At 65.8% G+C, this 14,383-nt stretch carries 13 protein-coding genes and 1 pseudogene; 5 read left to right on the top strand and 9 right to left on the bottom strand.

Annotation, left to right across the window (positions count from 1 at the left end; all coding sequences use genetic code 11):
- Positions 1 to 9: 9 nt before the first annotated feature.
- From BST28156_RS16890 to BST28156_RS34765, 9 genes are all read right to left on the bottom strand, one after another.
- The gene (locus BST28156_RS16890; protein WP_174902822.1) at positions 10 to 1,017 is read right to left on the bottom strand and encodes a 3-hydroxyacyl-CoA dehydrogenase; all 1,008 of its coding nucleotides are present in this window, start codon (positions 1,015 to 1,017) and stop codon (positions 10 to 12) included.
- A gap of 2 nt (positions 1,018 to 1,019) precedes the next feature.
- Positions 1,020 to 1,721 carry an SDR family oxidoreductase gene (locus BST28156_RS16885; protein ID WP_060241386.1) on the bottom strand — a complete coding sequence of 234 codons (702 nt, stop codon included), beginning with the start codon at positions 1,719 to 1,721 and terminating at the stop codon, positions 1,020 to 1,022.
- 50 nt (positions 1,722 to 1,771) lie between these two features.
- Complete coding sequence (locus BST28156_RS16880; protein WP_174902821.1) at positions 1,772 to 2,824, bottom strand: cyclase family protein; 1,053 nt, start codon at positions 2,822 to 2,824, stop codon at positions 1,772 to 1,774.
- Positions 2,825 to 2,940: 116 nt separating this feature from the next.
- Positions 2,941 to 3,684, bottom strand: coding sequence for an IclR family transcriptional regulator (locus tag BST28156_RS16875; protein ID WP_060241384.1), 744 nt, complete (start codon positions 3,682 to 3,684; stop codon positions 2,941 to 2,943).
- Positions 3,685 to 3,777: 93 nt separating this feature from the next.
- Complete coding sequence (locus tag BST28156_RS16870; protein ID WP_174902820.1) at positions 3,778 to 6,420, bottom strand: glycosyltransferase; 2,643 nt, start codon at positions 6,418 to 6,420, stop codon at positions 3,778 to 3,780.
- A gap of 17 nt (positions 6,421 to 6,437) precedes the next feature.
- Positions 6,438 to 7,841 carry a UDP-glucose dehydrogenase family protein gene (locus BST28156_RS16865; RefSeq protein ID WP_174902819.1) on the bottom strand — a complete coding sequence of 468 codons (1,404 nt, stop codon included), beginning with the start codon at positions 7,839 to 7,841 and terminating at the stop codon, positions 6,438 to 6,440.
- 38 nt (positions 7,842 to 7,879) lie between these two features.
- On the bottom strand, positions 7,880 to 8,869 hold the full coding sequence (gene galE / locus BST28156_RS16860) for a UDP-glucose 4-epimerase GalE (RefSeq protein WP_174902818.1): 990 nt from the start codon (positions 8,867 to 8,869) through the stop codon (positions 7,880 to 7,882).
- Complete coding sequence (locus BST28156_RS16855; protein ID WP_174902817.1) at positions 8,866 to 9,873, bottom strand: UDP-glucuronic acid decarboxylase family protein; 1,008 nt, start codon at positions 9,871 to 9,873, stop codon at positions 8,866 to 8,868. The genes galE and BST28156_RS16855 overlap by 4 nt, the downstream gene beginning before the upstream one ends.
- Positions 9,866 to 10,090: a hypothetical protein gene (locus BST28156_RS34765; protein WP_230960455.1), complete on the bottom strand. Its 225-nt coding sequence runs from the start codon at positions 10,088 to 10,090 to the stop codon at positions 9,866 to 9,868. Before BST28156_RS34765 ends, BST28156_RS16855 begins: the two co-directional genes overlap by 8 nt.
- Positions 10,091 to 10,729: 639 nt before the next feature.
- Between BST28156_RS34765 and BST28156_RS16845 the strand changes: the two genes are divergently transcribed.
- From BST28156_RS16845 to BST28156_RS16825, 5 genes and pseudogenes are all read left to right on the top strand, one after another.
- On the top strand, positions 10,730 to 11,050 hold the full coding sequence (locus tag BST28156_RS16845) for a hypothetical protein (protein ID WP_174902816.1): 321 nt from the start codon (positions 10,730 to 10,732) through the stop codon (positions 11,048 to 11,050).
- Positions 11,051 to 12,038: 988 nt separating this feature from the next.
- On the top strand, positions 12,039 to 12,365 hold the full coding sequence (locus BST28156_RS16840; RefSeq protein ID WP_174902815.1) for a hypothetical protein: 327 nt from the start codon (positions 12,039 to 12,041) through the stop codon (positions 12,363 to 12,365).
- A gap of 110 nt (positions 12,366 to 12,475) precedes the next feature.
- A complete protein-coding gene (locus tag BST28156_RS16835; RefSeq protein WP_081077126.1) occupies positions 12,476 to 13,063 on the top strand; it encodes a hypothetical protein in 588 nt (195 codons plus the stop codon).
- A 73-nt stretch (positions 13,064 to 13,136) separates the two neighbouring features.
- On the top strand, positions 13,137 to 13,421 hold the full coding sequence (locus BST28156_RS16830; RefSeq protein WP_060241376.1) for a hypothetical protein: 285 nt from the start codon (positions 13,137 to 13,139) through the stop codon (positions 13,419 to 13,421).
- A 44-nt stretch (positions 13,422 to 13,465) separates the two neighbouring features.
- Positions 13,466 to 14,383, top strand: a pseudogene (locus BST28156_RS16825) (chemotaxis protein CheA); the annotation flags it as partial.

Raw genomic sequence — 14,383 nt, 5'->3', positions numbered from 1 at the left:
ACGGGCCGATCAATCGTCGTCGAGTGCGACGGCCTTGCGATGCCGCGCGAGATGCATGAGCCGACGGTCGCGCCATGCGACGCGCGCGTCCCATTGATCGAGCGGCAACGCCGCACGTCGCGCGGCCGTCACGCGTGCGACGAGTTCGGACGTCCATGGATCGGACTGGCCGCGCTCGGCGCCCATGCGCTCGTAGGACGGCCCCATCTTCTGCGCATGCGACGCGATGCCGCCGCGCGTGTTCAGGTCGACCGTCTCGAACGGGCCGGTCACCGACCAGCGCGGCGCGAGCCCGTCGCGCATCACCGTGTCGATATCGTCGATCGACGCGATGCCGTCGCGCACGAGGCAATACGCTTCGCGCAACACCGCGCCTTGCAGCCGGTTGAAGATAAAGCCGGCGATTTCCTTCTTTACGCGAACGGGCGTCAGGCCCGCTGCTTGGTAGAGCGCAATCGCATGTGCGGTGGCGTGCTCGGCCGTAAAGGGGGCGGGCACGATCTCGATCACGGGTATCAGGTACGGCGGATTGCCCGGATGCGCGACGAGGCAGCGTGCGCGGCCCGCAACGGTTTCGTCGACGAACGCCGACGCGCAGAGAAACGACGACGCGCTCGCGAGAATTGCGTGCGGAGGTGCGGCGCGGTCGAGCTGCGCGAAGAGGGCGCGCTTGAGTTCGACGCGTTCGGGCGCGCATTCCTGTACGAGATCGGCATCGGCTGCGGCGGCTTCGAGCGATTCGACGAGTTCGACGCGTGCGGCGATGCAGGCCGCGCTTTCGTCGAGCAGCGCGAAGTGCGCGAGGTCGGCCAGCCGCGACGCGATTTCGGCCGGCGCCGCCGCGCGTCGCGCCCGATCGGGATCGAACAGCCGCACGCGCCAGCCGGCGCGCGCGAACACCAGCGCGAATGCGATGCCGATGCTGCCCGCACCGACGATGCCGGCGCGCCGGACGTCGGGCGGCAGCCCGGTTTGCAGAGGGCGCGAGCCGGCTTCGCGGCGATCGATGGGCGGCATCGTCAGATACCCGCGACGCCGACGGTCATGCCGCCGCATACATACAACACCTGGCCGGTGACGAAGCCGCTGCGCGCGTCGAGCAGATACGACGCGGCGTGCGCGATGTCGTCCGGCGTGCCGACGCGTTTGACGGGCACCGCATCGACGATGGCCCGGGTGCGCGGCGCGCCGGGCGGGTTGGCGCGGTCGAACAGCGCGGTGCGGATGGGGCCGGGGCCGATCGCGTTCGCGGTCACGCCGAACGGGCCCAGCTCCAGCGCCCATACGCGCGTCATGCCGATGAGCGCGGCCTTGGTGGCCGAGTATGCGGTGCGCAGCTCCTTGCCGAGCGCCGCGCGCGACGACATGTTGACGATGCGCCCGAACCCCGCGGCCTTCATGCCCGGCAGCAGCGCCTGCATGCACTGCTGCGCGCAGCGCACGTTGAGCGCCCATGCGCGTTCGAGCTCGTCGAGCGTCTGGTGCTCGGCGTCCGCGGGGCAGACGACGCCGACATTATTGATGAGGCGCGTGATCGGGCCGCCGGCGAGTGCGCGCTCGAGCGCCGCCGCCGTGGCCCGCGTGTCGGAGAGATCGGCGACGATGCCGTCGCCGTCGCGGTCGATGACGATCGCTTCATAGCCGTCCGCTTCGCAGCGTGCGGCGCACGCCGCGCCGATGCCGGCATGGCCGCCGGTGATCAGGACACGTTCTTTGATCATGTCTGGAATCCTAATGGAGAGACTTGAAAATGAATGTGCGCGGACCGCGCTCACACGGTCGCGACCGGTGTGACGGGAGAGCCCATCGCGCCCGGCAGCCGCAGCGGCGGGGCGGTGAGCATGAAGCGCGACCGCCTGTGTTCGCGCATCCACGCGGCGAGTTCGCGCAGATACCACAGCTCGCCGAGCGGCAGGCCCAGCTTGAACAGGCAGTGATGATGCAGCGGCAACAGCGGATGTTCGCCCGGCGTGGCCGGCTCGCGTGCCGGGTAGCGTTCGACCGCATAGTTGTCGGCGGCGAGCGCGGCGATACCCGAATCGGTAATCCACTGCAGCAGGCGCGCGTCGCGACCGTCGAGCGCGCTGCAATGGCTCGCGAGCACGGCTTCGTCGGGCTCGCGATTCATCTCGACGATCATTTCGGCGAAGCCCGTGCGCAGCACGAGCATGTCGCCGGGTTCGACGGTGACGTTGTCCGCCTGCATGACCCGCATCAGATCGTCGTAGCCGATCGTGCGGTATTCGCGTCCGAAATGCGCGACGAAATCGATCAGCACGCCGCGGCCCTGCATGCCTTTTACCGCGAGATTTTCGATGCCGAGCGCGGTCGCGCGGCTATGCTCGCCACCGCACGCGTGCGGCGCGAAGCCGCCGTCCGCGCGGTACTGGATCGGGCCGACGATATCGTGGTCCGCGCGATAGCCGTTGTAGTAGACGCTTTCGGCCAGGCCGTCGCCGTCGGCGTCGAAGCGTGCGCCCACATGCGCAAGCGAATCCCATTGCGTCGAGTATTGCAGCGACAGCAGCACCTGGTCGTCGCTCACCACGTCGCTCGCGCCCGGCACGTTGCGCGCGAACGGGAAGTTCACATAGGGCAGGCCGTCGCGCGTCGTCGGGCGCAGCACCGGCGGATGGCGCCGCGCGTTGAGCTTGCTGTCGCCGGGAAAGTCGAGCGGCAGCGACAGCGTGAAGCTCAGGCCCGCACGGATTTCGCGCGCGCCCTTGAGCACCTGCTCCGCGCCGATGAGGTTCGGGCGGCCCAACTGGTCATCGGGGCCGAAGTCGCCCCAGTTCGAGCCTTCCGGCCGGTTCTTCCAACGCATGCGCAATTCCTCGATGTCCGGAGCCGGCGGCATGTGCTTCGTTACCGTTAGCCATGCTGCCGCTGCCGTGCTGCTGTGCCGATCTGGATCGTTCCCGGCGAACGTTGCGTGCGCCGTCAGGCGGCCAGCAACGACGGCGGGATTTGTGCATAAACGTCGAGCAGCGCTTTCACTGCTTGCTGCTCGTGCCTCAGAAGACGCGCCTTGGGCGCGCCGATGACGAGCGCGAAGGCCTCGCCATGAATCAGGAAGCCGCGCGCGAGGCCGGCCACATCCTCGACGCTTTCCCCGGTCGAGCGGTGCCAGCCGTCGATCACGCCCTGCTCGATGTCGCGTTCGAACGTCTCGCGATTCACGAACGAGCCGCCGGGCGCAACCGTCAGCGGTTCGCAGCTGTCGAGTAGCCTGCGCCGCGCGGCGGGCGCAAGTGCGCCGAGCAGCGCCTTGCCGGCCGCGCTCGCGACGGACATGAAGCCGCCTGGCTCGTCGCTGTAGCGGATTTTCTGGCGCGATTCCACGACATCGAGATAGACGACGCGATTGCCCGCCAGCGTGGCGAGCGCGGCCGTTTCGCCGGTCGCGTCGCGCAGCGCGCAAAGCAGCGGCTGGAACATCAGCGTCAGCGGATCCTCGCTGCAGATGTCCCGCGCGACATGCAGCAGGCGCTGGGTCGGGTAATAGCCGGCCTTGACGCCCGGTGCATAGAGATAGCCCTTGGCCACCATCGTCTGCAACAGCGCGTGGCAGCTCGATAGCGGGATCTCGGTTCGACGCGCAATCTCGCTGTAGATCATCGGTTGCCGGACCTCGGCAAAGAGATTGATCACGTCGAAGACGCGCACTGCGGTTTTCACATCCATGAGAACATTATCGGCATATCGATAACATTCTGACAATATGCTTACGTGTAAACCCCTAGCCGAAGGGGGCGTGCTGCGCCCCCGGGCCCCCGCCTATTTCGCGACCACCTCCGCCTGCAAAAACGCCGGCTCGATTCGCCAGTCCGGCACGTAATGCGCGGGCCATGCGCCGGGCGTATCGACCGCATTGAAATAGAGCACCGCCTTCAGCAGCGGATAGCGCCAAAGCGACCGCTGGAATTCGTCGAGTTCGTCGCGCTTGCGCGCGTCCGAGCCGTCGACGCCGAGTTCCGTGACCATCACCGGCAGCCCGTAGTCGGCCACCCGCGCGTACTTGACCCGCAGGATGCTCGCGGCGGACGAGCGGCCGCCGGCCGGCCATACCGCGCAGCGCGGGCAGTCGAACACCGACAGGCCGACCGCGTCCGCATAGCCGCGGCCCGGGAAGTAGTCGTCGAGGTTTCGGTTGCCCGCGGGCGACCAGACGAAGCGCAGCTTGTCGGTCATCGCGCGGCAGGCGGTCACGACGCGCCGGTAGGCGTCGACATAGCCCGATGCGTCGCCGATCGCCCACGGATAGCGCCCGGTGTCGGTTTCCATCTCGTGGCCCCAGCGCACGAACACCGGCGCCTGCAATGCGGCGAGCGCCGAACAGGTCGCGGCGATGCGCGCATCGTAGCGGCCGTGCGCGATATCCTCGAGCAGCGCGCCCTTGCGGCTGCCGTCGAGCGCCCACGGCTCGACCGTCACCATCAGCTCGCGGTTGCGGGCCTGCGCGTCGCGGTATGCGCGGTCGATTTGCGTGTCGAGGTCGGGTGCATTCCACGACACGAACACGTGATCGAAGGCGAGATTCGCATCCGCCGAGAACGTGTTGTCGGGATCGTACGCGCCGAGCGCCGGCTGCTTCACCGGCTGTCCCGGCGCAGGCGCGAGCACGGCCGGCACGCCGGAACGCCACGTCACGGCCTGCCAGCCTTTCGGCGCGCGCAGGCCGATGCCGGCGAGCAGCATCGCAAGCGCAAACACGAACAGCGCGTTGCGCACCGGCAGGCGGCTGAAGAACATCTGCCGGAGCGTCGACGCGGCGAGGCCCTGCTCCTTGCCGTGATTGACCGCGACGACGGCCGCGATCACCAGATACAGGATGCTCGTCAGCGTCGAGAACAGATAGAACCCGCCGGCGTTGTGCGGATTCTCGACCGCGACCACCGGCACGCTGCAGAACATCGAGATCAGCAGATACGGCGCGACGACGCGCAGCGGCGCGTCCTGCTCGATCGCGCCGCCTTTCGGCGTGACCTTGAACGCGAATTCCCGGCCGCGCAGGCAGTCGAAGATCGCCGACGCGCAGCCGAGCACGACCCACGGCCAGCGGGCAAACACGAACGACAGCCCTTCCCACGACAGCAGCTTCGTATTCAGCGGGCGGCACGATTGCGTCGCGTGCGTCGCCCAGGTCACGACGCACAGGATCAGCACGGTGAGCGGCAGCGCGTAGGTCAGATAGGTCAGGTAGTCGACATGCGCCCACACGCGGCCGGTCAGCAGCGCAACGACCGGGATCACGACGCTGCCGGCCATCGCGAGCGCGCACAGCGGATACCAGAGCTGGCAGAACAGGAACTGCGCCTTCAGCTTCAGCGGCAGCCCGCCGAAATAGTGTCGCGTGTAGCGCAGCATGATGATCATCACGCTCTTCGACCACTGGAATTCCTGCGTCGCGAGATCGGCGAAGGTGCGCGGCCCTTCGCCGTTCGCAATCGCATTCAGCGCGTGCATGCCGCGCCAGCCCTTCGAGTTGAAGATCATCGTGGTCGAGTGGTCCTCGGCGAGTTCGGGCCCGAGGCCGCCGATCTCGCGCAGCGCGCGGCAGCGCACTGCGTAGTGCGAGCCGATGCACAGCGGCGCGAGCCCGCCTGCGTAGCCCGCCTGCATCGTGCCGTGCAGCGGCCCCTCGACGTTCACGCGACCGCGCGCGCTCCAGCTTTCGGCGGCATTGCTGTCGCAGATGCTCGGTGCCGACACGTAGCCGACGGCCGGATCGACGAACGGCCGCAGCATCTCCTCGAGATAGGTGCGGGTCGGCACGTGATCGGCATCGAGCTGCGACACGAAGTCGTAGTTGTCGTAGCCGTAGGTGTCGTAGAAATACGCGAGATTGCCTTCCTTGCACCGGGTCCGGCGCGGCCAGCTCGTGCGGTGATAATCGGCGATGCCGCGCCGCGTCGATACGCGCACGCCGTGCTGCCGGCACCATTCGAGTGTTTCGGGCGTCGGATCCTCGTCGGCGAGCCAGGTGTCGTGCGGGTAGGTCTGGTCGAGCATCGCGAGCAGCGTCGTGCGCACGATCGCGAACGGCTCCGACGGCGCCTTGGTGACGACCATCGCGACGCGCCAGTCGCGCGGCACGGCGAGCTCCGGATTCGGGATGACCGCCGAGCGGATGATGAAGATGAAGTAGCCGGGAATGAAGGTGGTCCAGAACAGGACAAAGCAGTTGACGCCGAAGCGGAACGCATCGACATAGTGTTCGTCGCGCAACCACCATCGCCAGAAGATCGCGAGCGCCGCAAACCAGCACAGCGCGAGAAGCTGGAAGACGAACCGGGTGCCGCTGTCCATCAGCGGCACCCGCAGCGGGACTTCCGGACTCAGCGTGTCGGCGGGCGCGGCCTCGGTGTCGACGGTGTCCGGCTCGGGGCCGCCGGCGAGCGATGCAACCAGCTTCTTCATGGTGCTCTCCTCAACAATCAGTGCGAGTCGATCATCAGCTTTGAAGCAGGCTGCGGCGCAGCCGGAGTGTCGTCGGAAACGGGTTGGAGTTGCGCGCGTTCGCCGCACGAGCGGCCCACGCGTTCGTAGCGGCGAAAGCCGCTGTCGACCGCATGCCGTTCGTCGAACAGGTTGCGCATGTCGAGCATGACCGGGTCGGCCATGTGATCCGCAAGATCGGCGAGATCGAGCGTCTCGAAGGTTTTCCATTCGGTCATCACGACCACGGCGTCCGCGCTGCGCACCGCGTCGACCGCCGAGCCTTCCATGAATACCTGCGGCAGCAGGCGCGTCGCCTCGTGCGGGCGTGCGGGATCGTACGCGCGGATATGCGCGCCGGCGCTCACGAGCAACTGGATCACGTCGATGCTCGGGCTTTCTCGCACGTCGTCGGTCTGCCCCTTGAACGTCAGCCCGAGCACGGCGATGCGCTTGCCCTTGATCGAGCCGCCGCATGCATTCTCGATGCGGCGCAGGATCTGCTCCTTGCGCAGCGCGTTCGATTCGATCGCCGCGCTGACGATGCGCAGCGGCACCGCGTATTCGGAAGCCGTCGCCTTCAGCGCGCGCGTGTCCTTCGGGAAGCACGAGCCGCCCCAGCCGGGGCCGGCCTTCAGGAACGATGCGCCGATGCGACGGTCGAGGCCCATGCCGTTCGCGACCAGCTCGACGTCGGCGCCGACCGCTTCGCACAGGTCGGAGATTTCGTTGATGTAGCTGATCTTCACCGCGAGGAACGCGTTGGCTGCGTACTTGACCAGCTCCGCCGTCTCGATCTCGGTCGCGAGCACGAGATGTCCCGCTGCCGCGAGCGGTGCGTAGATCGCGTTCATGATCTCGATCGCGCGCGGATGCTCGGCGCCGAACACCACGCGGTCCGGATGCATGAAATCGTCGATCGCCGAGCCTTCGCGCAGGAATTCCGGATTCGACGCGATCGCGGTGTCGAGGCCGGCCGGCGCGCAGCGGTCGACGATGCGCTTGACGATGCGGTTCGTGCCGACCGGCACCGTCGACTTGGTGACGACGACCGTAAAGCCGTTCAGGTTCGACGCGATTTCCCGCGCGGCCGCCTCGACGTACTGCAGGTCGGCGCGGTCGGTGCCCGGCAGCGTCGGCGTGCCGACCGCGATGAACACTGCGTCGCGATCGCGCACGCTCGATGCGAGGTCGCTGCTGAAGCGCAGCGTGCCGCGCTCGACGTTGCGCGCGACGACGAGGTCAAGGCCCGGCTCGTAGATCGGCATGCAGCCGTCGTTCAATGCCTCGATCTTGCCGCGATTATTGTCGATGCACACGACGTCATGTCCGAGATCCGCGAAGCACGCGCCGCTGACCAGCCCGACGTAGCCCGTGCCGACGATGGCGATCCGCACATTCATGGTTACCCCCTTGATGGATTTCAACGACGCTTGCGCGATTACTGAATCGATGCGAGTTGCAGTTCTTTCCGGAACCATGTTGCGGCGTGTTCGACCATCTGCTCGATCGCGGTGAAGCGCGGCTGCCAGCCGAGCACGAGCGCGGCCTTGGTCGCGTCCGCGTACAGCGCGGGCGGGTCGCCGGGGCGGCGTGTCGCCGTCACGGTCGGCACGCGCCGTCCGGTCACGGCTTCGACTGCGCGTACCGCTTCGAGCACCGACGTGCCGTTGCCGGTGCCGAGATTCAGCGCGACGCTGTTGCCGCCGCGGCTCAGGTAGGCGGTGGCCTTCACGTGTGCATCGGCGAGGTCGCTCACGTGCACGTAGTCGCGAATGGCCGAGCCGTCCGGCGTCGGATAGTCGGTGCCCATCACCTGGAACGCGTGGCCCGTGCCGAGCGCTGCGCGAATCGCGAGCGGCAGCGCGTGCGTCTCAGGCTCGTGATGCTCGCCGATCTCGCCGTCCGGGTCGGCGCCCGCCGCGTTGAAGTAGCGCAGCGCGACCCACTTGAGCCCGTACGCGCGCTCGAAATCCGCGGCCATCCGTTCCATCGCGCACTTCGTGAAGCCGTACGGGTTGATCGGCTGCTGCGGCGTGCGCTCGGAGATCGGCAGCGCGTCCGGAATCCCGTAGGTCGCGCACGACGACGACATCACGATCCGCCCGACGCCGGCCTCGCGCATCGCATTCAGCAGCGTGCAGGTGCCCGTCACGTTGACCGTGTAATACCGGTCCGGCACGAGCACCGATTCGCCCACATAGGCGAGCGCCGCGAAATGGATCACGACGTCGGGCCGGTGCGCGGCCAGCGCACCGGCGAGCGCGTCGCCGTCGAGAATGTCGGCGACGACGAGCGGCCCCCATCGGACCGCGTCGCGGTGGCCGGTCGACAGGTTGTCGTACGCGATCGGCTCGTGCCCCGCGGCGGCGAGCGCCTTGCATGTATGGCTGCCGATATAGCCGGCGCCGCCCGTCACGAGGACTTTCATGCGCTCGCTCCGGTCGTCTGCAGCACCGGCGCGATCCACAGCTCGCGGCTGAAGTAGTCGGCGGTGCGCCGCAGGCCTTCGTCGAGATCGATGTACGGCTGCCAGCCGAGCTCGGTCGCGGCAACCGAGATGTCGGGCCTGCGCTGGTGCGGGTCGTCGATCGGCAGCGGCCGGAACACGATCTCCGATTTCGATTCCGTCATCGCGAGGACTTTCTGCGCGAGCTCGATCATCGTGAACTCGACGGGGTTGCCGATATTGACCGGCGTGCCGACGTTGCGCTCGGCGCCCATCAGGCAGAAGAAGCCGTCGATCAGGTCGCTGACGAAGCAGAACGAGCGTGTCTGCCTGCCGTCGCCGTAGATCTCGAGCGGCTCGCCGTTCAGCGCGCCGACGATGAAGTTCGATACCACGCGGCCGTCGCGCGGCGACATCCGCGGCCCGTACGTGTTGAAGATGCGTGCGACCCGCACGTCGATGCCGTACGCGCGGTAGTAGTCGTAGCACAGCGTCTCGGCGGCGCGCTTGCCTTCGTCGTAGCATGCGCGCGGGCCGATCGTGTTGACGTTGCCGCGATAGGTTTCTATCTGCGGATGAACGCCCGGATCGCCGTAGATCTCGCTGGTCGATGCCTGGAACACGCGCGCGCCCGTCTTGCGCGCGAGCGCGAGGCAGTGGTTCATCCCGAGCACGTTGGTCATCATCGTATGGACAGGATCGACCTGATAGGTCGGCGGCGAGGCCGCACACGCCAGATTCCAGATCTCGTCCACCTCGATCTGCGGCAGCCCGAGCGACACGTCGGCCTTCACGAACTCGAAGCGGCCCGACGCCTTCAGGTCGGCGACGTTGAGCTTGCGGCCCGTCAGCAGGCTGTCGACGCATACGACATGCGCGCCTTCCATCACGAGACGTTCGCATACGTAGCTGCCGAGAAACCCTGCGCCGCCTGTCACGAGCACGCGCTGGCCGGCGCGTGTCTCGATCGCAATCCTGTCATTCATGGTCTTCTCCTTCGTCGCACATCGTCAGGAATCCGATATCGAGTTGCTCGACGATCGCGCGAACGATGCCCATCCCGTTGCAAGGGCATCGTTTCGGCATGCGCCGGTCCACCTGTGCTGATGTCGACGAAGCGCCCCGACAGGCACTCCGGTTGCGCTGACTTCCCCGCTGATGCTTGAACGACGCGAACGTCGATCGATCGCTGATGGCTTTCATCGCCGCTTCCCCGACTGGCTTATGGACGAACGGCCGCCACCCGTCTTCTTGGCATCGTGGCGTGCCGCTCGCTTGAACCCGACATGAGGCAATCGGCATGCCAGCGCCGTTGCAATCCCGCTGCGCCCGTGCGCGATCGCGACAGTGTGCCGGCGCAGCGCAGGCGATCACGCGGGCTTGTGTTTCATGCGTGTATCGTGGGGACAGACAAACCGATCGGCCGAATCCCGGATTCGCGCGCATCGACGCGTTGCAGTGCACTGCGATTCAAGGCGGGACGGATTCCGGATCGAGCGACAGGCGGCGAATGCGGATGTTTCAGGTTTGAGAATCCTTTCGATATCGGCGTGAAAAATGTTTCCGCCGCGTATCGGCTGCCGATGAATGCGTGCAAGCGCACCTGCAATGGAAATGCCGGATGGCGGCGTCGAGATGCACCGAATGCGTGAATTAGACGAACCAGGACGGATTGCAATGCCAATGCGTCATACGTTTGAAGTACGACGTCGTCGTTTCGGAAGGGCAGTGCGCGTCGAGCGAAAGGCCGTTGATCGACGTGTCGATTTTCCGGATCCGTGCATTTGCGACGATGGCAATCGTCGAGTGATCGAGTCGTATTTTCACGAATGAATCAAATGCGTGCGGATCGTCGAAATGCGCCGGTATCGTAAACGTATCGATGTCCGGCGCGGCGGCCTTCCGCAATCGGGCTCGCGCGTGCCGGATTCCATTCGTCCGAGCGTTGCCGTCCCGCTGCGCGCGCTGCAACGGGCGGTCGGCGAGTTGAACCGCGAGCGCGGCCGCACACGCACGGCGGCTCGCATCTCAAGTTTGAAACACTCGTTCAAGCGAGCGGCCGGCGCAGGCCCGTATCCGGATTTCTCAGCCTTTTGCCGGCATTGTTTCGCGACGCTCAACGATGGCTGCGGGCGCCTGACCGTTATTGCGATACATTCCTGAAACAAAAAATAACATTTGCGGCGATGGAACCCGGCACGACGGCGGCAGACAGCGTCCGGCGGTCGGTGGAATAACGCATGGCACGCCGTTTGCGGTACTGGACGCACCGGCGAGCGGTCGATGCGACGCGACAAAGATGTGGGGCGACCAACTCGTCAATAAGCCAGTCGGGGAAGCGGCGATGAAAACCATAGGCAGTGGCTTGATCCGCGCGATGCTTGCGCAGCAGTGGGGCAGTCGAACAAATCGGGGCGTATCTCGCGATGCCGTGCCAGCCTCGCGGGTTTCTCCTTGCCGATTTCACGGGCTCCGTGTCCTGGAGCGGTTGTCGCCCGACGCGGCAATCGAGCGCCGGTGGCGCCAGTTTTCATTCTGTTCACCCGGATGGGTCGGGCTGTTCGTGCCGTGCAGCCTGGCGCCGATTCGTCTTCGACAGTGCAGAGCGGTTTCGATCGCGCCGGGCCGTTGCCGGCGCCGGCCGGAGTAGATCGAACGCCGTCGCCGGAATTACCCGGAAGACATTTCATCGATAGCTCAGGGAGACGCCATGCCACCCGACTGCAATGCGGAGCCGTTATCCCCGGATTGAGTCGAGTATTAATTCCGGTGTCGCATTTGCAGTGGTGAATATGTTCGCGCATTTTACTTTCTTGCGGGCGGGTGCCGTTTTTCGGTGCGCCGCCGGGGTAAGTGTCGAAAATCGACGCAGGAGAGGCGCATTAATATTTTCAGATGCGCGAATTAATGAATTTATGTGGAATGGCAAATGTTCATAAAATTAATAGAAAACACCTACAAAGAAAATTTGGACAACTGAAAAACACGAAACTACACTTCGGCTGACCAAAATTGCATAAACGAATTTAACGAGATCGGGTTTTCGATTTTATGGCGTAGTGATCCTAATTAAATGGATTGCTCGAAGCAGGAAGGTTGTTGGCGTGCGATCTTCCTCGCTTATTCCGTCCACGCCGTTTTGGAGTCGACCATGAAGAAGCTTCTGATTGCAGCAGCAGTTCTGGCGGTTTCGGGTGCAGCGTTCGCCGGCAGCGGCACGGTGTCGTCGAGCAGCTCGTCGAGCGTTGGCGGTACGTCGGCCGGCGTCGTCGGGTTCGGCCACTTCAGCGCGACCGATTCGGGCTCGGCGCTCGGCGCAGCCGGCGCGACTGCCGGCTACGGTGGCAGCGGCTCGATCTCGTACACGAACCATACCAATACGTCGACGGTCGGTGGTTTCGGCTTCGGCGGTGCACAGGCTAGCGGTCAAAGCGGCGCGAATGCCGGCTCGATCGGCTGGACGACGTCGCACCACTAAGCCACGGCGCGTAGCGTTCGTCATTGGCTGGCGGGTGCGGATGCCGGTTCCGCCTGATACGGGCGGAACCGGCCCGCTTCCGCCGAACTTTCTCACAGCAAGGAATTGCTATGAAAGCCAACATCATTTTTGCGACAGCGCTCACCGCCATTTCGTCGGTCGTATGGGCGGCCGGTTCGACCACCAACCAGACTCAATCTGTTGCCGCGGGCGTGTCTGGCTCGGTGCTGGTCGGGTCCGGCAGCTATACGAGCAATTCGACTTCGACGGCGGGTGCGAGTGCAGGAAGTACCGTGACACCGTCTGGCTCCGTCGGTACGGCGTCCGCTTTCCACAACACGACTTCGACGGCCAGCGGTTCGGGCACGAACGGGGGCGCGTTTGCAGCAGGCGGCGGTATCGGTGCCGCAGGTTCGTACGGCGGAAACAGCAGCACGAGCGAGAACGCGAATGCTTTGTCGGGAGGGGTCAGCGCCACGATCGTACTCGGCGCGAACCACTATACGGCCACGAGCGCGAACGACCAGGGAAATGCCAACGCGGGTGCCGCCGGGTTGTCGGGCAGCGGCGGCTCGGGCGCGATCGCGGGTTCGAATCACACCAATTCGTCGACCGTATGGAGTACCGGTTCGGCTGGCTCGCCGTCCGCCTCGGGCGGAAGCCAGAGCAGTTCGAGCGCAACCGGAAGCAGTCATTAGCAGGCGCGGGAGGGGCCAGTTTCCCAGCGACGCTGGTCTCTTTCCCCGCATTGTTGTCACGTAAGGAGTTGGCATGAAGCAGAAACTGATTGCCGCCGCTCTGATGCTCGCGTCTCTGACGGCGTATGGCGCTGACCGTGCTGCCGAGGACGTGCAATCGAATATGCAGACGTCAAACAACCCTGACCAGACAACCAAACCGTCACAACAACAAACGCTTTCTTCGGGCAGTGCCATCGGCGCACCGGATTCCCTGCAGTGGTGGCAGGGCGTGTCGGACAACTCGTGGTCCCAGCTGGGCAGCGGCTGGAAGCAGTTCGGGGAAGCAGGAAAAGCTGAAGGAATTCAGGGGAATTAGTACGGTTGCCTGGGTGGGAGGTCAAACCTCGTCCGGAGAGTGAAATGAACAGCAACAAGATCAAGGTGGCATGTGCGGCGATGTTCGCGATGACCACCATCGGTGCCCACGCGCAAACCGCCGACTCGAGCTCGAGCTCGCAGTCGTCGACTTCGTCGACGGCAATCAGCCAGGGTGGTGGCTCGAGCATGAGCTCGAACACGAATACGAACACCACCAGTTCGCGCGGCGGCAATGCCACCAGCAGCAGCGGGGTTCGAGGTAGCGGCAATTCGACCGTGCAGGTCAGCGTGACGATGCCGTCTTCCACGAGCGGAGGCTCGAACGTTCAGCCGCAGGGCGTCAGTTCGCTCGCGTCGGCGGGCGCACCCGGCACCAATCCGTATAACACCCAGTCAGCCGAAAACGTCAATTATTCGGGCACGCAGACGATCAAGACGAACCCCGCCATCCAGGCGCCGGGGCTCACGACCACGCTGTCCGATACCTGCATGGGCTCGGTGAGCGTCGGCGTGTCGTTCCCGGGCTTCGGCGCGACGGGCGGCACGACGCTTGTCGACCAGGCGTGCGTGCGTCGTCTCGACGCGCGCGAATTCCGTGCGATGGGCCTGACCGATGTCGCGCTCGCGCTGCTCTGCCAGAGCGATGCGAACCGGCGCGCCGTCGAGGCGACCGGCCACCTGTGCCCGGGCACGACCGCACCGCTCGCGCGTTCGAACGTGGCGCCGGCCGCCGAGGCGACCGTTGCCGACGACGTGAAGTATCGCGATCCGCTCGTGCGCAGCCGCATGGGATTGCCGCCGCTCGATGCGGCTGCGCCGGCCCCCGCCGCGCAGTCGCGCCCGGTGGCGACGACCGCGGTGCAGGCGGCGCCGGTACCGGTGCCGGTGCCGGTTCCGGTGCCGACGCCGGTTGCCGCACCCATCGCCGCGCCCATCGCTGCGCCGGTCGCCGCGCCGGTT

Source organism: Burkholderia pseudomultivorans (genome assembly GCF_902499075.1).
Classification (GTDB): Bacteria; Pseudomonadota; Gammaproteobacteria; order Burkholderiales; family Burkholderiaceae; genus Burkholderia; species Burkholderia pseudomultivorans.
This window is presented reverse-complemented; position numbering and strand designations above follow the sequence as displayed.